The following is an 18815-nucleotide window of genomic DNA, read 5'->3' as shown; positions in this document are numbered from 1 at the left end:
TTCCTATACTAAAAGTGCAACCAGAGTGCCGCCTGGGCGACGCCGGGCTACGCAGAGGGACGGAGGCGAAACGATTGGCGAAACATTTGCAATTGCGCATCGAAGATGGGGTCGCTTGGGTAGAGGTGGACAATCCGCCGGTCAATGCGTTCAGCCTCGCCGCCTTTGCTCAATTGGACGATGTTCTGACGCAGATTCAGGAGGACGACGCGGTCCGGGTGGTTGTTCTGACCGCGAAGGGCGATAAAGCCTTTGTTGCCGGCATCGACATCAAGGAGGTGGCCGCGTACGGGCGGGCGGAGATGGCTGCGTTCAACCGCGTGTCTCGGGCCGCGCTAGGAAAACTGGAAACCCTCCCAAAGCCGGTGATTGCAGCGGTGTCGGGAGCGGCGTACGGGGCCGGCTTTGAACTGGCACTCGCGTGTGACTTTCGGATCGCGGCGGCGCACGCGGTCTTCGCCCTGCCGGAGTTGACACTGGGCATCATCCCAGGCGGAGGTGGCACACAGCGCTTGACCCGGTTGGTGGGCGAGGCGCGCGCGAAGGAAGTCATCCTCCTCGGCCGCCCGTTGACGGCCGACGAAGCGAAGGATTGGGGCCTGGTGTGCGAGGTGTACGAAGCACAGAACCTGCTGGACGGGGCCCGCGATTTTGCTCGCAAGCTCAGCGAGCGGCCTGCTGTGGCGCTGGGGGAAGCCAAGCGCGTGATTCACGCGGCTTTCGACAACCCGCTGAGTCACGGACTGGACTTGGAAAACGAGGCGTTCCTAAAGGTGTTTGCGAGCCAGGACGCGCACGAGGGGATTACGGCCTTTCGGGAGAAACGCAGGCCTGCATTCATCGGCCGCTGACGGGGGGAAGGGCAGTGGCGACGGAGTTTCTTTTGGTGGGTGCGGCACGCACCGCGTTTGGCAAGTTCAACGGAGCCTTCGCAGATACGCCCGCGGTCGATCTCGCTGTCGCGGCCAGTCGGGAGGCGCTGCGGCGGGCCGGCGTGGCAGCGGAAGAAGTGGACAATGTCGTCATCGGGAACGTCCATCAATCCAGTTCTCCGGAGGGCATTCTCACCGCCCGCCACATTGGCTTGAAAACGGGTACACGCATAGAGTGCCCGGCTATCACCATCAATCGCGTGTGTGGATCCGGGATGCAGTCGGTGGTCTCGGCCGCTCTGTCGATCGCGTACGGGGAGTCGGAGGTCGCACTGGTTGGCGGCACAGAGAACATGAGCCAGGTGCCGTTTGTCGTCCGCGGTGCCCGCAGGGGGGTACCGCTGGGCGGGGGAAAGCTGGAGGATGCCTTGTGGGAAGCGTTAATGGATTCGTACGGCGGCTGCACCATGGCCGGCACCGCAGAAAGCATCGCGAGGAAGCACGGCATCCCGCGTGACGAGGTGGACGCGTTCGCGGCGGCCAGCCATGCGCGGGCCTTGGCTGCCATGGAAGCGGGGTACTTCGCGGAGGAGATTGTGCCCGTCGATGTGGCGGAAAAACGCGGAATGCGGGTCGTGGACCAGGACGAAGTGCCGCGCCCGACGACTCCCGCCACACTGGCTAAACTGCCGCCCCGGTTTGTGGCGGATGGCGTGGTCACCGCCGGCAACGCCAGTGCCCTGTCCGATGGGGCGGCGGCGGGCGTGTTGGTGTCTTCTCGGTTTGCCGAGCGGCGGGGACTGCGTCCGCTCGGCCGCTTGGTGGCCTGGGGCATCGCCGGAGTGGAACCGAGCCTGATGGGGCTGGGGCCGGTGGCCGCTATCCGCCAGGCCCTGGAGAAAGCGGGGATGACGCTCGGGCAGATGGACCTGGTGGAGATCAATGAGGCGTTTGCGGCTCAGGTCCTGGGCTGCCAGCGAGAGCTGGACTTGGACCTGGCCATCACGAATGTCAACGGTGGCGCCGTGGCACTCGGCCATCCACTCGGCGCCAGCGGCATGCGACTCATTCAGACCCTGCTGCTGGAGTTGCGGCGCCGCGGCAAGAAATACGGAGTCGCCTCACTCTGCATTGGAGGGGGTCAGGGCATTGCAACCATTTGGGAAGCCCTCTGAACACTCCGATTGGATGAGGGTGGGGAAGCGAACCATTTATGACGTTCTCCTGGACGCGGTTCGCAGCCATCCCCACAAGCCGGCCATCGTCCAGGCCGAGTCAGACGTCCGCCTGACGTACGCGCAGTTTCACGAGCGGGTCCGGGCGTTGGCCAATGGACTGCGACGCATGGGTCTGCGGGCGGGGGACCGGGTTGTCGCCTGTCTGCCCAACTGGCCGGAGTTTGCCATCACCTTGTTTGCCTGTGCCCAGTCTGGATTCATCCTGGTCCCGGTGAACCCGCGGCTGCGTCAACAGGAGATTGAGTTTGTTGTCAGCAACTCCGAGCCGCGCGCCGCGGTCATTGGGGATGAATGCGAGGATGCCTATCACCACGACCTGTTTGTGCAGGTGCGGCAGGTTCATCCCGGGCTTGAGCACCTGATTACGGTCGGTCCGGCCGGGCAGGACCTAAGCGTGGGCACCCCGTTCTCTTCCGTGTTGGAGTTGGGGCGAATCCATGAAAACGCTGTCAATAAGGCCGGCGCGGCTCCCGACCGAAGTGCGGGCGTCCATCCGGGCGCAGCGTCTGCGCCGGTGGACGCCGAGGACATCGCGGCGATAGTCTACACCTCGGGCACCACGGGCACCCCCAAAGGCGCCATGCTGTCGCACCGCAATCTGTTGTTTTCCGGAGACCGCATGAACGAGGCTTTGGAAAACGGGGAGCGGGACGTGGTCCTGATTGTGGTACCGGTCTGCCACGTGTTTGGACTCGCGGTCACCATCATGACGGTGGCCACCCATTCGACCATGGTGCTGATGAACGAATTCCATCCGGAAGCCGTGTTTCAGGTGATTGAACGCGAGCACGTGACGGTGCATCACGGGGTTTCGACGATGTTCGTGCTGGAACTGAATCACCCCAGGCGCTCGCAGTACAACCTGTCTTCGCTGCGGACCGGCATCGTCGCCGCCACGCCCTGTCCCTACGAGGTCATCGAACGCATCCGCTCTGAGCTGGGGCTCAGTCCCATCCTGTCCTATGGCATGACCGAGTGTTCCCCTGCTCTAACTGCTTCCCACTTCGAGACCGAAGCGTGGGTGTATGCCACGGTCGGCCAGGTCTTGCCCGGCGTCGAGCTGCGGGTGGTCGATGAAGCGGGACGAGTGCTGCCAACGGGTGAGGTGGGTGAGTTGGTGGCCAAGTCGCCCGGGTTGATGCGCGGATACTACCGCAACGAGGAGGCGACGAGGCAGGCCATCGACGCGGAAGGTTGGTTTCACACCGGCGACTTGGGCCGCTTGGACGAGCAAGGGTATGTGACGGTAGTCGGACGGATCAAGGAGATGATTAATCGCGCCGGGCTGAAGATTTACCCGCGCGAGGTGGAGGACGTCCTCTATGAGCATCCGGCCGTCCAGGAGGCGGCACTGGTCCCGGTGCCCGATCCGGTGCTCGGCGAGCGCTCGTGCGCGTGCGTCACGGTGAAGCCTGGATGCCAGCTTTCAGCCGAGGACGTCCGGGAGTTCTGCCGTGAGCGACTGGCGGACTACAAGGTGCCGGACATTGTCGAAATCCTTCCCGAACTGCCCCTCAACAGCAGCAAGAAGATCTACAAGCTGGAGTTGGCGCGCATGATGCGGGAGAAACATCCGCCCGTCTTTCGAAAACAGGCATGAGGAGTGAACTGTATGAGTCAGCAGTGGAGTTCCGAATTGCTCGCTTTTCACGATGAGGTGCGCCGGTACAACCTGGGGCCGTTGTGGGATGTCATCCACGAAATCATCACGCCCAAGCCGGACACGAGGGTAGAACCCTACCTGTGGAAGTGGCCGGTCATCCGGGAGCGGGTGATGAGGTCCGGGGAGCTTATCACACCTGAGCGCGGCGGTGAGCGGCGCGTGATTTTCTTGGAGAACCCGGGTCTGAAAGCCGCCGGACAACAGGCGGCGGTCACCCGCACCTTGTACGTCGGCATCCAGCTGTTGCTGCCTGGGGAAATCGCCCCTTCGCACCGACACTCTCAATCGGCCGTCCGGTTCATCATTGAGGGCGAAGGCGCGTACACGGCGGTGGAGGGCGAAAAAATCTTCATGCAGCGGGGCGATTACATCCTGACGCCGGCCTGGACTTGGCATGATCACGGTCATGAGGGAGACAAACCGATGATTTGGATGGACGGCCTGGACTCCCCGTTCATCCAGCTCATCGACGCCTCTTTCTTTGAACCGCACAAGGAAAAGCGGCAACCCCTGTCGCTGCCGGACAACTACTCGGTGCGCCGTTACGGAAACGGGGCGTTGCGCCCGCTCGGTGATCGGCACCACGGTTATCCGTCGCCGCTCACCGTTTATCCGTGGCAGCACACGGTGGCCGCGATGGAGAGCCTGAAGTCGCTGCCGCCGGATCCCCATGACGGCTATGCGGTCGAATACATCAATCCGGCCAACGGTCAATCGGCTGATCCGCGCATCGGCGCCGTCATGCAAACGCTCACGCCAGGCATGCACACAAAGGCCCACCGGCACCTCAGCAGCGCCGTCTACCACGTGGTCGAGGGCCGCGGGCGCTCCGTCGTCAACGGCGTGCAGCTGGACTGGGAAAAGGGGGACTTTTTCACCGTGCCTCCCTGGGCCTGGCATGAGCATGCCAACACGGGGGATGGGGATGCCGTCCTGTTCTCCATCAACGACCGGCCGTTGATGGAGCTGTTGGAGTTGGAACGCACAGAAGCGTACTCGGAAGGCGACGGACACCAGGCGGTGCGCGAGGTGTTCGCCCCGTTGACCTGAATCTGTCAAGTTGCCTGAGCGCCCGCCGCCACGGCGGCCGGGACGCGGGTTATCAACCGTCGGGGCCGCGGGTGTCTACTCGTTCGTATACGGGCACGTTGGAGGTGAAAGCGGGATGCGGATATGGGATGAACGGGATACGACCATCGTGGACATTGTCGACGAAGCGGCCCGCCGGTTTGGCGGCCGGACCGCGTTTGTGGAGGGGGAAACACGCTTGACTTTCGTCGAGGTGCGGGATCTCTCCATCCGGCTCGCCAAACACTTTTTGGCATTGGGTATCGGGAAGGGAGACCGGGTGGCGGTGATGCTGCCCAATGATAGGTGGCATGTCCTGACGCACTTGGCGCTGTGCCGGGTGGGGGCCGTCTTGACCCCGCTCAACCTCGCCTATCGGCAGCAGGAACTGAGGTATATGTTGACGCACAATCAGGTGCGGATGGTGGTTCTTACACCCGATTGGCAAGGGACGGACCTGCTCTCGGTGCTGTTGGACGTCTTGCCGGAGGTGGGGTGTGTCGAACACGTGCTGGTCAGTCGCGCGACCGATGATAAATCGGCGATTGTGGTCGACGACCTGCTCAAGCGGGACGCTGTGGTCTCGGACGCCGATTTGGCCAAGCACCGGCCGGGAGCCGACGACGCGTTTGCCATCCTGTTCACCTCGGGCACCCAATCCAATCCCAAGGCCACCCTGCACACTTATCGCACGTTTGTGCCCGGGCATATCGACCAGTCCGTCGAATACCAGTTCTCGTCCGAGGATGTGTTCCTCAGTCTGGGTTCCTTTGGGCACATGTTTTCCATTCCCATGATTTCCACCACGCTGCGCTGCGGCATGCGCCACGTGCTCCTGCCCGAGTACAGCCCGCAGGCGTTTCTGGCGGCGGCCCGGCGGGAAGGCGTGACGGTGGCCACCGGGGTGCCGACCCAGTGGCTGGACATCCTGCGCGCCGCCCGCGACGAGGGCATCCCACTGAAGATGCGGCTGGTGATTACGGGCGGATCGAAAATACCCCCGCACATGGTGCATCAGCTGCGAGATCAGTTTGGCTGCACCGTGGCGGCCCAGTGGGGGATGACCGAGGTGTGCGCAGGCGCGTACACCCGGCCCGGGGATCCCCCGGAAGCCTCGTGGCAGACGGTGGGCCGTGTTTGTCCGCGTGCCGAGGTGCGTGTGCTCGATCCGGCCGGTGACCAGGAACTCCCTGTCGGCGAAATCGGCGAACTGGCGTTTCGTGGTCCGTCCCTGTTTGTTGAATACCTAGGGAATCCGCAAGCCACAGCCGCAGTCATGACTCAGGATGGTTTTTTCCGCACTGGCGACCTGGTGTACCTGGATGAGCAGGGGTTCATCCACTTCGTCGGCCGTACCAAGGACATCATCAACCGCGGCGGGTTGAAGATCTACGCCCTGGAGATCGAAGACCTGCTGCTGGAGCACCCCAAGATCCGCCAGGCGGCGGTGGTCGCAATGCCGGACGAACGCTTGGGCGAGCGGTCGTGCGCCTTTGTGGCGCTCACCGAATCGTCTGCGCACGAAGGGGGGAATGTCCTGACACTAAACGATGTAACCGATTATCTGTTGGCGAAAGGGGTTGCCAAGTACAAACTGCCCGAACGGTTGGAAATCCGCCCGGAGTTGCCAACCACTGCGTCGGGAAAGGTTCAAAAGGCGAAGCTGGCCGCCTGGGTGCGGGCGTCGGTAGGATGATCGGTCGACTGAGCTGAGGAAGTGTTGATTTTATGAGGAAAAGACGGGATGGAGGGTTGCGTATGCAGCGTCACATATGGGAGATAGGGAAACACTGGGAAGAGCCTCCGCCCGTCCACCACTCTGCGACGTGATAAGGAGGTATTCCTGATGCGTGAAGCCAGGGCTGGCTTTTGGCGCTACGAGAACTTCATCGTCACCGCTATGTTCTTTACTTACGGTTTTGTGATGATGGACAGACTCAGCATCACGTTCCTGTTTCCGTTCATGGCACCGGCGCTCAAGCTGAGTGAGGCGCAAATGGGGTTGTCTGTGTCGATTCTGTCGATTTGTTGGGCCATCTCCAGCTGGTTGTTTTCCAGCTTGTCCGATCTGATGAATTCAAAGAAAAAATTCTTCATTGCCATCGTCATTGTGTTCTCCATCGCTTCGTTCTCGACCGGGCTGGCCACATCCTTGTCGATCCTGCTGCTGGCGCGGGGCTTGATGGGGGCAGCCGAAGGACCGGTGGTGACACTGGCGCAGGCGGCGGTGATTGCCGACTCCACGCCGCAACGCCGCGGTTTCAACATGGGGCTGGTGCAAAGTTCGACCGCGCTGTTGGGCAGCGTGGTGGCGCCGCTGCTTGTTGTCCGTATCGCCGAGAGCATGGGTTGGCAGTACGCCTTCTACATCCTGGCGGTCCCGGGTATTGTCGTCGCGCTGATCTTGATGAAATACATGAAAGAGCCAGCTCTCATCGGCGAGGCGGGGAGTCATGTGCACGTGCGTCCGAAGCTTTCCGATTATAAACTGGCGTTTCGGCACCGTAACATCTGGCTGGGCATGATCATATCGATCGGGTTTATGAGCTGGTTGTTTGCCTTTACCACGTTTGCCCCGACCTTCTTCACGACGGTCGATAAGTTCACACCGTCGCAGGTATCGCTGATCATGAGTGCGATGGGGATAGGCAGTTTCATCTGGGGATTGGTGCTTCCTTACTTGTCTGACCACGTTGGTCGCAAGCCGATCATGATCATCTTCGGATTCATTGCAGCGATTTCACCGGCGCTGGTAGCCACGTTGCACGTCGGGGTGGGCACCTTCATGATCCTAGCTTTCTTTCTGGCGGTTGCGCAAGGGTATGCGCCGGTGTTCATGTCCATCATTCCTGCAGAATCCATTCCCCGGGCCTTTGTTGCGACCGCCATGTCGTCGATCGTGCTGGTCGGCGAGCTGTTTGGTGGCACATTGGTGCCCACGATAGCCGGGACATTGGCCGATACGGTCAGTCCGGCAGCTCCGTTCTGGATGGCGGCTGGAGGCTCGTTCCTCGTATTTCTGGTCTCCTTCGGGCTGAAGGAGACCGCGCCACTGAAGCTGAAGAAAAAAGGGATTGTCTACGAGGTGCCTGAGGTCGAGGTTGTCGAAGCGTAGTCGTGCCATTGCGGAATTAAAATCCGTATAATAAAAGTAGCGTAAGAATTAGGATTTGGTTGGATGTGTGACATTTCTTTTTACGCGTTATGAGCAGAAAGGGGCGGTCAGCATGTCCGAAGCTTCCTTGTCCCATATCCTCGTTATCGGCGCCGGGCCGGTCGGCATGACGGCCGCGCTGGCGCTGCGCCACCAGGGTCTGCCGGTCACGGTGCTGGAGGCGGAACCCAAACAACGTGTTCGCCCGGGCAGCCGCGCCATCTTCATTCACAAGGCGTCGTTAAAGCATTTGGATGAGATTTTCCCGGGGTTGGCGGGCACTTTCGCTGCGGATGGCATCGTCTGGCCGGTAAAACGCACGTTTTGGCGCGGGAAGGAGGTCTATGTGCGGCGCTATCCCGCCCCCCAACCGAACGCCCTGCCTCCATTCACCAGCCTGCCGCAGGTGCGCGCCGAGGCCCACCTGTTCGCTGCCTGTGAGGCTGCGGGCGTGCAGTTTGTCTGGGAGGATGGGGCGACAAAGGTAGAGTCAAGCCCCGAGGGGGTCGCGGTGACAACACAATCGGGCAAGGTCTGGCATGCTCCTTACGTCATCGGCGCCGACGGGGCCCACTCGGTGGTGCGCAAACAGATAGGCGTGCAGATGAAGGGTACCCGGTCCGCGAACACGTTCATCGTGGTGGATATACAAGAGGACGAGGCAAATCCGTTGCCTCTGGAACGGGTGTTTCATTATCAGCACCCGGCGATGGACGGGCGCAACGTCCTGTTTGTTCCGTTCGCCGGCGGGTGGCGGGTGGACTTGCAGCTGTTTGAGACGGACAACGCCGACGACTACAACGGGGAGGAGGGTGTGCGGCGTTGGCTTCCGCGCGTGATGGACAAAAAGTACGCAGAGCGTATCACCTGGGTGTCCGCGTACCAGTTCCTGCAGGTGGTGGCGGAATCGTTCTGTGACGCGCACGCCCGCGTGCTGCTGGTTGGCGAGGCGGCACACCTGTTTGCGCCCTTCGGGGCGCGGGGGATGAATTCGGGGATTGCCGACGCGGTCGCCGCCGCCCAAGCGATCCGGCAGGCACTCGCCAGCGGCGGAGACGCGGCGAAGGCGGCCGTTCGGTCGTTTGAACAGGAGCGCCGGGCGGCAGCGGAGTACAACCGGGATGCGGCGGGCACGGCGCTGCACCACATCCAGGGCCGAGCCTTTCCCATCAACATCCAGCGGCGTCTGGCCGCCGCGATAGCCCCGTTGTTTCCCAAGGCCGGCCGCTGGTTGGACGAGGGGCCTTATGGGCCCAAAACGGGGCCCAGCCTGGCTAGCAAGTATTGAAGGCGGGACGGGGGCTGGTCGGTCTACGTGCAGCCGCGCAGTTGGTCGAGGGTGAGCGCCAGCTGCAGTTCGAAGCGCATGCGGCCCGAATCCAGGGAACAACCCAGCAGCTGCTCAATCCGCCGCAGCCGGTACTGCAGCGTGGTGCGGTGGATGTACAGCGTCTGCGCGGTCTCCGATACGTTCCCGTTATGCTCCAGATAGGCACAGAGGGTATGGAGAAGGTCCGACTCGTGGTCGGCGTCGTATCGTCGCAGCGGATCCAATCGCTCGCGGATGAACTGCTGCGCTGTATCGCTGGCGGCAATCGGCTGCAACACCCGCTCGGTGAGCACCTCCTCGGCGTGCAGAAGCGCATCGGGTGGCGAGTAGACCGGTGCGAGGCGGCAGGCGAGGTGGGCGGCGGCAAAACCCTCCATCAGCTCCGCGCGGGATGAGCATCGGCCGCTGATGCCTATCCCGAGCGCGGGTGGAGGGGACGGGGTCTGCCGGCTAGCGGGTTGTTCTTCCGCCTGGTCAGCCGTCTTCTCCTCTGTCCTGTTGATGGTGGATGGATGCGGGGTGAGGGAGGCCACGGTATGCAGCGTGTGCGTCAGCCACCGGGCAAACCGCTGGGTGTCTTCCTCGTTCAGAAAACGGTTGCAGGGCAGAAGCAAGATCAGGTCTGACTGGCGCCGGGCCATCAGCACCTCCGGGTACTCCGCGGCCAGCCGCAGCCGCAGGGCATCGACCAGCGAGGCTGGCTCCGGCTGCTGCAGATGGACAACCATGACATACTGGGGCGCGTTTGGATTGAACGACAGCAGCCGCGCCTCGTGCTCCTGAGCCGGGCCAAACGCCTCCGGCGCGTCGATGAGCAGGTTGAACAATTCCTGAAACCGCTCGGCGCGCCGCTCAATCCCCAGGCCGCGGCGGTAAAAGTGGACCGCCAGCAGCGTGCTGGCCTGCTGCAGGGAGACGATGTCCAGGTCGTCGAGTTTTCCCACCTGCTCCCAGACGACCAGCCATCCCAGCGGCGTTGTGCCCATCTGGACAGGCGCCAGCACGAAGGAGGAGTCACCCAGCTTATCGGTGCGAACCGGGAACGGATGATGCTGGCGGAGCACCGGGTGCTGTTCCACCCACCGGCGCAGTCTGCGGAGTGGTCTCGCCCAATGTCCGTCCTCCGGCGCCACACACAGAACTCCCAGGTATTCATCCATGACCATCACCGGCTGGCGCAGCAGGCCAGACAGGGTGCGGGCAATCGCCGCCAAATTGTCATCGGTCCACAGGGTGTTGGTCAACTGGAAATGGCTCATGAGCAGCCGGCGCATGCGTCGCTGTTGGTACAGTGTTGGCACCTCTGGCTGATCAGGAGCCGTCTCGACGCGCCGGCGCAAGGGGTCAGGGAGATGGCGCGCCATCAGATCGGCCACGTCGTGCGCGAACTCCCAGAGCACCTGCACCACGTCCTCGACCAAGTACTCGTGGTGGTAGTAGCCGACGACCATGATGCCGAGCAGCACACCACGACGCCGGATGGGCAGGGAGAACCAGGTCTTCAGCCCCAGTTCGGACAGCTGGCGGCACAAGGCGCAGGCGCCGACAATCGGGTCGATCTCGGCCGAGGGCCAGTGGTACGGCGCCTCCATGACACGCTGGCTGAGTGCGGACAGCGGAAGCGGGCCGCAGTCTGCGATCTCCGAAGCGTCTTCCGCATGCGGAACCACCGTCTGGCCGCTCACCTCGGTCAGATAGACGAGGGTCACGTCGCTGTGAAACACCTGGTGTACCGTTTTCAGCAGAGTGCGGAGGAGTTGGGCCTGCGAAGGGGCATCCGCCAGGTCATGCACAATCTGGCGCAGGTTGAGATGCAGCCGATCCCGTCCGCGCAGCGGAAACGGGTGCTCGGCGGCAGGGATCTCGCGCATCACAGAGGACCTCTCCTTTCAGGCGGATCGACCTTATCCTCATTTTAGAGGAATTATATCAATCTGATTGATTGAATGTACGAATTTCTGTGTGAGCTGGCCGGGACTATCATGGGAGCGAGTAGGAATAGACAGGAGGGGACAGGACATGACCCAGATTCGGACGATTGCCGTGGTGGGCGCCGGGAGTATGGGAGGAGGGATTGCCCACCTGGCGGCGCAAAGCGGCTTTTCGGTGGTCCTGACGGACACCTTGGAGCCGGCGTTGGAGCGGTCCCTGGAGCGGATTCGGCAGCTGCAGGAAAAGGCAGTCGGGAAGGGGAAGCTGACACCGGCGGAAGCGGAGGAGACGCTGGCGAGGTTGACGGTGACTCCCCGTCTGGAAGATGTGCGCTCGGCAGACTTTGTCATTGAGGCCATCATCGAAGATGAGGGCGCCAAGCAGGCGTTGTTTCGGCAGTTGGATGGGCTGTGCCGGCCGGAGGTGGTGCTGGCGACCAATACCTCTTCCATCCCCATCACCAGCATCGCGGCGGCCACGACGCGCGCGAAACAGGTGGTGGGGATGCACTTTTTCAATCCGCCCCAGGTGATGCGTCTGGTTGAGGTGGTCCGTGGGTACGAAACGGATGACGCCACGGTGGCCCTGACCACGGATTTGGCCAAGCGGATGGGCAAGACAACCGTGGAAGTGAAGCGGGACACTCCCGGTTTCATCGTAAACCGCATCCTGGTGCCGCAGTTCATTGAGGCCATCCGGCTGGTCGAAGAAGGGGTGGCGAGCAAGGAGGACGTGGATACCGCCGTCAAGTTGGGGCTCAATTACCCGATGGGTCCCTTTGAATTGCAGGATTTTGCCGGCGTCGATATTGGCCTGCACGTGATGGACGTGTTTTTCCAGGAGACCAAGGACCCACGCTACGCGGCGCCGCAGTCGCTGCGGGCGCTGATTCGGGCCGGAAGGCTGGGGAAAAAGGTGAACAAGGGGTGGTATGACTACGAATGAAACACGAGTGAAGGCCTAAGGGCATCAGGGGTTGCGGGCAAAGTAGCACTGGGGCGGGGGGCATGGGGTCTGGACGCGTGTAGACGTCCAGACCGACGGTCTCGCCTGATTCATTGAATCCGCAGCAGCTGTTCGGACTCGACCATCCCGGAGATGACGACGTCGTGGATGGCCCGCGCGACCATGCGCGGGTCTTCCAAAGGCAGAAAGTGCCCTGTGCCGGGGACGGTCATCAGCACGGAATCGGCGATTTCCTCGTGCAGGTGAGAAGGACCGTCGTGTGGAACGATGTGGTCCTCCGCCCCGCAGAGGATGAGCGTGCGGGCGTCAATTTGATGCACGTCGCGCGTCCTATCGAAGCGGGCGGCGGCGAGAAAATCGTGATAGCTGGCCGTGATGGAAACAGCCTGATGCTTGAACAGCGACTGGCGCAGCCGCTGTGGAGCTCCGCTGGCGAACCCACGGCCAAGGAAGTACTCAGCGTCGTAGTCCCCTTTGGCCAGGCGCTGCAAGAATTCCTCGGGGACGGACAGCTTGGCCGCCGTGTTGAGCAGGATGAGCTTGTCCAGCCAGTCTGGCCGCGAGATGGCCAACTCCTGGCCGATGGCTCCGCCCATCGAGTGGCCCACGTAGGTGATGCGACCGCCCAGGTCCGGGTGCAGGCGGGTGATCACCTGGATAAACTCGTGCAGGAACTGGGCGTAGTCGGAAATGGACGTGCGCGCCTCGCCGGAGGACCGGTAGTGGCCGGGCAGGTCGAGCAAAATGCCCTCTACCCCGCCCATCTGCCCCAGGCGCGCCATCACCGGCAGCCAGAACGACGCGTAGCTGCTGGCGCCGTGGACAAACAGCAGCTTGTGTGTCGCCGTCCGGTCGCCGGCGCGGTCGTAGAAAATGCGTTCCCCCATGACTTCGCAATACATATGGGAATCCACCTCTTTGTGGTCGGCACGTCTTGGCAGTGACTCAAAGCTTCAATTTCTCACCTTACACCTCGCTGCCGCAGCTGGCAAATCATGAAAGCGCCCTCGCATAGTTTTTCCACAAATACGGCCGGATCGAAACGATGTCGTCTGTCCGCTTCCTGGGCTTGGGTGGAACGCCGGCTCTCCGCGCATGCTCGACATGCTAGAATAGAGAGCGTTATACCGACACAGTCTGCGAGAGCGGGGGAAAGCGCATGAGTCAGTCAATCCGCGTCACCGTGTGGAATGAGTTCCGCCACGAAAAGACGGATGCGAAAGTGCGGGAGGTGTATCCAGACGGGATTCACCATACCATCGCTCAGTTCTTGGCTGCGGACGGCCACCAGGTGCGCACGGCCACGCTGGATGAGCCCGAGCATGGGCTGACGGAGGAGACCCTGGACCAAACCGATGTGTTGGTGTGGTGGGGGCACATGGCTCACCAGGAGGTGGCGGACGCTGTCGTCGAGCGTGTGGTCCGGCGTGTGTGGCAGGGCATGGGCCTGATTGTGCTGCACTCGGGGCACTTCTCCAAGGTGTTCAAGGCGCTGATGGGAACCTCGTGCGACCTAAAGTGGCGCGAAGCCGGTGAGCATGAACGGTTGTGGGTGGTCAATCCGAGCCACCCGATTGTCCGCGGTTTGGGTGAATACTTCGAGCTTCCGCATGAGGAGATGTACGGAGAGCACTTTGACGTGCCGACGCCGGACGAGGTGGTGTTCATCAGCTGGTTCCCAGGCGGAGAGGTGTTCCGCAGTGGTCTGACCTATCGCCGCGGCCGGGGCAAGGTGTTCTATTTCCGGCCTGGACACGAGACCCATCCGACGTATTATGACGCGAACGTGCAGACGGTCATTCGCAATGCGGTCCGTTGGGCGGCGGACAATGGCGGCGTGGCGCCCACGTACGGCAATCACAAGCCCATTGAATCGTTGTAAAGGGATGGAGTCAGCGCTCGCGTTCCCGCTTTGCAGCCAGATGCGTAAGGACTTGACCAGATACGTCATTCTCATCCACGGCGGCTTGTGATTTAATCACAGGTGCGTGCGTCTGGGCGCAGCGTTCGCTGCAAGATGGTTGCGCTTTCCACAGCATGGACCGGAAAGGATGGCGGATTATGTCGAGACAAGTGGCTTTGCAATTGTATTCCGTTCGCGAGCCGGCGGCAGAGGATTTTGTCGGCACACTGCGGCGGGTTGCTGAGATGGGTTATCAAGGCGTCGAGTTTGCCGGGCACGGCGGTTTATCCGCTGCGGAGCTGCGGGCGGCGCTGGATGAGTTGGGCCTGACTGCGGTGGGAAGCCACATCAGCTTCGATGCGCTGGACACCCGGTTGGCGGAAGAGGTAGCGTATCAGGAGGCTCTGGGCAGCCGCTACGCGGTCTGTCCGTATCTCGATCCCGCCTGTCGCTACAATCCGAGTCAGCCAGAGGCGTGGCAACACACTCTGGCGGTGCTGGAGCGGGCCGGTCGGGCGTTTCGGGACGCCGGCATTCAGTTTGGCTACCACAACCACTGGTTCGAGTTTGAGGAGAAAGTGGGCAATCAGTGGTTGTTTGACGCGCTGTTTGCGGCCACGGACGCTGACTTGGTGTGTGTGGAGCTGGACACGTGCTGGGCCGAGCGGGCTGGGCAGAGCGCGATCGCTTATTTGGCACGCTACGCGGGCCGTGTACCGCTCATCCATCTCAAGGACACCCGCCGCGCAGCCGGCGGGGAAGTCCAGACCGTGCCGCTGGGCGATGGTGACATACAATTGCGCGCGGTCGTCGAGGCGGCGGACGCGGCCGGCGTGGAGTGGTTGATTGTCGAGCAGGATTACTCCGAGTCGGATCCGCTGTCCGATGTGGCCAAGAGTATGCAGTGGCTGCGCGACAACGGAATCGTGGCCGCCCGCTGAGCGTGAGTCGAGACAGGAGGTCAACTACAGATGGCGGACAAGTTGCGAGTAGGCGTCATAGGTGCGGGCGGAATAGCCCAGTCGATTCATCTGCCCAATTATCAGAAGCAGGCCGACAAGGTGGAATTGGTGGCCATTGCCGACGTGGCCCACGAACGGGCCCAGCAGGCGGCCGAGCAGTTCGGCATTCGGCACCACTTTGCCGATTATGAACAGATGCTGCGTGAGGTGGAGCTGGACGCGGTCAGCATCTGCACACCCAACAAGTTCCACGCACCGGCCGCTATCGCGGCGCTGCAGGCGGGTTGTCATGTCCTGTGCGAGAAACCGCCGGCGATGACGGTGGCGGAAGCCGAGGCGATGGCGGAGGCGGCGGCGCGCTCTGGCAAGATATTGACCTATGGCCTGCACTATCGCTATACGCCGGAGGTGCTGGCGCTTAAACGGTTCATCGACGCGGGCGAATTGGGCGAGGTTTACGCCGCTCGCTCCCATGCGGTGCGCCGCCGCGGCATTCCCGGTTGGGGAGTGTTCACGAACAAGGAGCTGCAGGGTGGCGGCGCCTTGATTGACATCGGTGTGCACATGTTGGATACGGCCCTGCACCTGATGGGGTATCCGAAGCCCGAGTTGGTGGTGGGCAGCACCTATCAGCGACTCGGCACCCGCAAAGGCGTCGGTTTGCTTGGACAATGGGACTGGCAGAACTTCACCGTAGAAGACATGGCCCGAGGTTTCATTCGCTTCAAAAACGGGGCCACGCTGGTGCTGGAGGCCGCGTTTGCGGCGAACGTCGAAAAGGCGGACGTGATGCAGGTGCAACTGATGGGCGTGGACGGTGGGGCCGACGTCTTCCCATTGAAGATCTACCAGGAGAAGCAAGACACCCTGATTGATGTGACTCCTGTGTATCTGCCGAAAAAAGGCGGCCATGAGGCCGAGATCGAGGCGTTTGTGGCCGCTTGCCTGGGCGGTCCGAAACCGTTGGCGACAGCGGAGCAGGGTGTGACCCTGCAAAAAATCATCAACGCCATCTATCAATCGGCAGAGACTGGAGAAGCGGTGCGCATCGGGTAGCACACCCGCGCCTGCCGACCGGAGAAAACACCACAAGCAGCCCGAGCGGCCCTGGCCGTCCGGGCTGCCTGCGCTGGCGGCGGTGCATGATCTGGACAGTAGGACGGGCGGGGATGGATCCGGATTATGCCATCGAGAACGGATACGGAGGGGTATAAGATATGGGACTGGCAGAGTACAGCCTCGGGATTGACATCGGGACCACCTCCGTCAAGGTGATAGCCTTTGTGGACGGCGTGCCGTCGGTGCGCACCAGCCGCCGCGTGGCGATGCTGCCAGCGGACGTACAAGGAGCGCGCGAGCAGGACGTGCGCGCAGTGTATGGGGCGGTGATGGAGGCACTGGGTGAGGTGACGGCGCAGCTCGTGGGCGGTCGTGTCCGCTGCGTCGGCTTCAGCGCGGCCATGCACAGCCTGCTCGCGGTGGATGCTGCAGGGGAGCCTCTGATCGGCGCGCTCACGTGGCTGGACACGCGCGCAAAGCGCCAAGCGGACGCCATATGGACCGCTCCCTTTGGGCCCGGGTTGTACGAACGGACGGGCACGCCCATCCATCCGATGTCGCCGCTGCCGAAATTGGTCTGGCTGCGCGAGGAGCGGCCGGAGGTGTTCAACCAGGCCGCCCGGTTTGTCTCCATCAAGGAGTGGATCTGGCACCGTTGGTTTGGGGAGTGGGTGATTGACCACTCGATGGCCAGCGCGACGGGGATGTTCGACATTCGTCGGCAGGTATGGGATGAGCAGGCGCTACAGCTGGCCGGCGTGGACGCCACACGTCTGAGTCAGCCGGTGCCTACGTCGCACTGCCGTCACCCGGAACCCGGGAGCGAATTGGCCGGGCGCGGTCTGAACACGTCGGTCAGCGTGAACATCGGCGCGTCCGATGGAGTCTTGGCCAACCTGGGCGCGGGCGTCGTGGACCATAGGGCGATGGTGTTGACCATCGGGACCAGTTGCGCGGTCCGTGTGGGCAGCGCCCGGCCCGTGGCCGATCCGGAGACACGCCCGTTTTCCTACATCTTAACCACGGGCCGGTACGTGGTGGGTGCGCCCAGCAACAGTGGTGGGGTAGTCCTGGACCACCTGCATCGAAGTCTGTTCAACGCGGCTGGTGCGCCGCCGCTGCCGGAGCTGTTGGCTCGGGCGGGATCAGTGGAGAGCGGGTCTCTTGTCTATCTTCCCTACGTAGCGGGCGAACGGGCGCCCTTGTGGAATGCCGCAGCTACGGGAGCGTTAATCGGATTCACCACGCAGCACCGCGCTGAACACGTGGTGCGCGCGGCTGTCGAAGGGATGCTGCTCAACGCCCGCTGGATGGCGGAGCGGCTGATGCAGGGTGTGGGGCAGCCAGCGCGTGTGATGGCCTGCGGCAAGCTGTTTGATCTGCCGTGGACGCGGCAGCTGGTGGCGGATATGTTCGGCGTACCGGTGCGGACGGCCGAAGCCGCGGACGCATCCACCCTGGGGGCAGTCCTGTGGGCGGAGATCTGTGCGGGATGGCGGACCTGGAGCGAAGTGGCGCCGCCAGCGTCCGAGGAGTTGCACCAGCCTGACCTTCACCGGCATACTCTATGGGAGGAGCGCCTGGATCGGTTTCAACAGCTGGCCCACGCTTTGGGCCTGGCAGCTGTAGATTCTTCCGTGACTGCGCGGGAACCGTAGCGGTTACCTGCGGCTGCCGCGTCCTCCGCGCATGCCCATTCCTCCCATTCCGCCGACGTGGGGGGAGACAAAGACCCGTGAGCGCGATGGATAGGCTGATCCCATGGGTCCGCCGCCATTGTGGGAGAAAAGGGGCAATACCATCGAGAGGACAATGACGAGCGCAATCAAAAAAGCGAGCATGTGTTCTTTCATGTGACACCTCATCCCGAGTGCGCTGCGGCACCGGCAGAAGTCGCGGCAAACGGGCCGGCGCTTACATCTCCCCATGATAGAGACAACCTGGGCGGTTTTCCAGCTACCGGAGCCTGTGCGCCGCTGTCCGCGCTCTTGACCTTTTTGACGGAGGTCCGTCCGGCTCCACGGCGTGTGTCTGTCCGCTTGCAGGCGGCTTGAGTCGGTCAGTCCACGCGTCAGGGGCTGCGGCGCACATAATAGCCCAATCGGGTGGAGATCTCTCGTCCCACGTCCAACAACTGGCGGGCCAATGTTTTCACCTTGTCGGGCGTGAAACGGTAGGTCGGCCCGACCACCGTGACCGCGCCCATCACCTTGCGCGTGTAGTCGCGCACCGGCACGGCCACCGACGATATCCCGTCCCGCAACTCTCCTTCACTGGTGGCAAAGCCCTGGCGGCGGATGTCCTCCAGGCGGAGCAAAAGCTGCTCCGGGTCGGTGATGGTGGTGCGTGTGTAGCGGGTGAGGCCGCGCCGGATGACCTCCTGGATCAACTCATCCTCTTGAAAGGCCAGGATGGCCTTGCCGGAGCTGGTGCAGTGCAAAGGGTTTTTGCGGCCCAGGTGGGTCAGCATGGGCACCGGGTGTTTGGACTCTATCTTACTTACGTAGACGGTGGACAGGCCTTCCAACACAGCCAGGTGGACGGTTTCGTCAAAGCGGTTTACGAAACTTTCCAACAGGTGCTGGCCCTCGCGGTAGATTTCCAGGTTGGACATCAGGATGCCGCCCAGTGTGAGCACCGACAGGCCGAGCCGATAGCGGCGGGGGGG

Annotated in this window: 15 protein-coding genes; 12 read left to right on the top strand and 3 right to left on the bottom strand. The window is 62.5% G+C overall.

Annotated elements, in window-relative coordinates:
• Positions 1 to 74 precede the first annotated feature (74 nt).
• From ASH01S_RS06070 to ASH01S_RS06040, 7 genes are all read left to right on the top strand, one after another.
• A complete protein-coding gene (locus tag ASH01S_RS06070; RefSeq protein WP_067925145.1) occupies positions 75 to 851 on the top strand; it encodes an enoyl-CoA hydratase/isomerase family protein in 777 nt (258 codons plus the stop codon).
• A gap of 14 nt (positions 852 to 865) precedes the next feature.
• Positions 866 to 2047: an acetyl-CoA C-acyltransferase gene (locus ASH01S_RS06065; RefSeq protein ID WP_067925142.1), complete on the top strand. Its 1182-nt coding sequence runs from the start codon at positions 866 to 868 to the stop codon at positions 2045 to 2047.
• Positions 2022 to 3710: a class I adenylate-forming enzyme family protein gene (locus ASH01S_RS06060; protein ID WP_067925139.1), complete on the top strand. Its 1689-nt coding sequence runs from the start codon at positions 2022 to 2024 to the stop codon at positions 3708 to 3710. Before ASH01S_RS06065 ends, ASH01S_RS06060 begins: the two co-directional genes overlap by 26 nt.
• A gap of 12 nt (positions 3711 to 3722) precedes the next feature.
• Complete coding sequence (locus ASH01S_RS06055; RefSeq protein WP_067925137.1) at positions 3723 to 4823, top strand: cupin domain-containing protein; 1101 nt, start codon at positions 3723 to 3725, stop codon at positions 4821 to 4823.
• A 115-nt stretch (positions 4824 to 4938) separates the two neighbouring features.
• Positions 4939 to 6537 carry a class I adenylate-forming enzyme family protein gene (locus ASH01S_RS06050; protein ID WP_067925134.1) on the top strand — a complete coding sequence of 533 codons (1599 nt, stop codon included), beginning with the start codon at positions 4939 to 4941 and terminating at the stop codon, positions 6535 to 6537.
• A 150-nt stretch (positions 6538 to 6687) separates the two neighbouring features.
• Complete coding sequence (locus ASH01S_RS06045; RefSeq protein WP_245628949.1) at positions 6688 to 7956, top strand: MFS transporter; 1269 nt, start codon at positions 6688 to 6690, stop codon at positions 7954 to 7956.
• Positions 7957 to 8068: 112 nt separating this feature from the next.
• Complete coding sequence (locus tag ASH01S_RS06040) at positions 8069 to 9283, top strand: FAD-dependent monooxygenase (protein WP_067925131.1); 1215 nt, start codon at positions 8069 to 8071, stop codon at positions 9281 to 9283.
• Between the two features lie 23 nt (positions 9284 to 9306).
• Here the strand turns inward: ASH01S_RS06040 and ASH01S_RS06035 are convergent, their stop codons facing one another.
• On the bottom strand, positions 9307 to 11196 hold the full coding sequence (locus tag ASH01S_RS06035) for a helix-turn-helix domain-containing protein (RefSeq protein ID WP_157067017.1): 1890 nt from the start codon (positions 11194 to 11196) through the stop codon (positions 9307 to 9309).
• Positions 11197 to 11344: 148 nt separating this feature from the next.
• Here ASH01S_RS06035 and ASH01S_RS06030 point away from each other — a divergent pair, with 148 nt between their 5' ends.
• Positions 11345 to 12202: a 3-hydroxyacyl-CoA dehydrogenase family protein gene (locus ASH01S_RS06030; RefSeq protein WP_067925127.1), complete on the top strand. Its 858-nt coding sequence runs from the start codon at positions 11345 to 11347 to the stop codon at positions 12200 to 12202.
• A gap of 110 nt (positions 12203 to 12312) precedes the next feature.
• On the opposite strand, the gene ASH01S_RS06025 is transcribed toward ASH01S_RS06030, so the two are convergent.
• The gene (locus ASH01S_RS06025) at positions 12313 to 13125 is read right to left on the bottom strand and encodes an alpha/beta fold hydrolase (protein ID WP_067925125.1); all 813 of its coding nucleotides are present in this window, start codon (positions 13123 to 13125) and stop codon (positions 12313 to 12315) included.
• A 257-nt stretch (positions 13126 to 13382) separates the two neighbouring features.
• On the opposite strand from ASH01S_RS06025, the gene ASH01S_RS06020 reads away from it, so the two are divergent.
• From ASH01S_RS06020 to ASH01S_RS06005, 4 genes are all read left to right on the top strand, one after another.
• On the top strand, positions 13383 to 14105 hold the full coding sequence (locus ASH01S_RS06020) for a ThuA domain-containing protein (RefSeq protein WP_067925123.1): 723 nt from the start codon (positions 13383 to 13385) through the stop codon (positions 14103 to 14105).
• A 179-nt stretch (positions 14106 to 14284) separates the two neighbouring features.
• A complete protein-coding gene (locus ASH01S_RS06015; RefSeq protein WP_067925121.1) occupies positions 14285 to 15067 on the top strand; it encodes a sugar phosphate isomerase/epimerase family protein in 783 nt (260 codons plus the stop codon).
• 30 nt (positions 15068 to 15097) lie between these two features.
• The gene (locus ASH01S_RS06010; protein ID WP_067925119.1) at positions 15098 to 16144 is read left to right on the top strand and encodes a Gfo/Idh/MocA family protein; all 1047 of its coding nucleotides are present in this window, start codon (positions 15098 to 15100) and stop codon (positions 16142 to 16144) included.
• Positions 16145 to 16305: 161 nt separating this feature from the next.
• Entirely contained in the window at positions 16306 to 17805 is a 1500-nt protein-coding gene (locus ASH01S_RS06005) for a gluconokinase (RefSeq protein WP_067925116.1), read from the top strand.
• A 413-nt stretch (positions 17806 to 18218) separates the two neighbouring features.
• Here ASH01S_RS06005 and ASH01S_RS05995 read toward each other — a convergent pair.
• On the bottom strand, positions 18219 to 18815 hold a 597-nt coding region (locus tag ASH01S_RS05995; RefSeq protein ID WP_067925110.1), incomplete at its 5' end, for an IclR family transcriptional regulator.

The organism is Alicyclobacillus shizuokensis NBRC 103103 (assembly GCF_001552255.1).
Taxonomy (GTDB): Bacteria; Bacillota; Bacilli; order Alicyclobacillales; family Alicyclobacillaceae; genus Alicyclobacillus_G; species Alicyclobacillus_G shizuokensis.
Note: the sequence above shows the minus strand (reverse complement) of the source record. Positions and strands in the feature narration are given on the sequence as shown.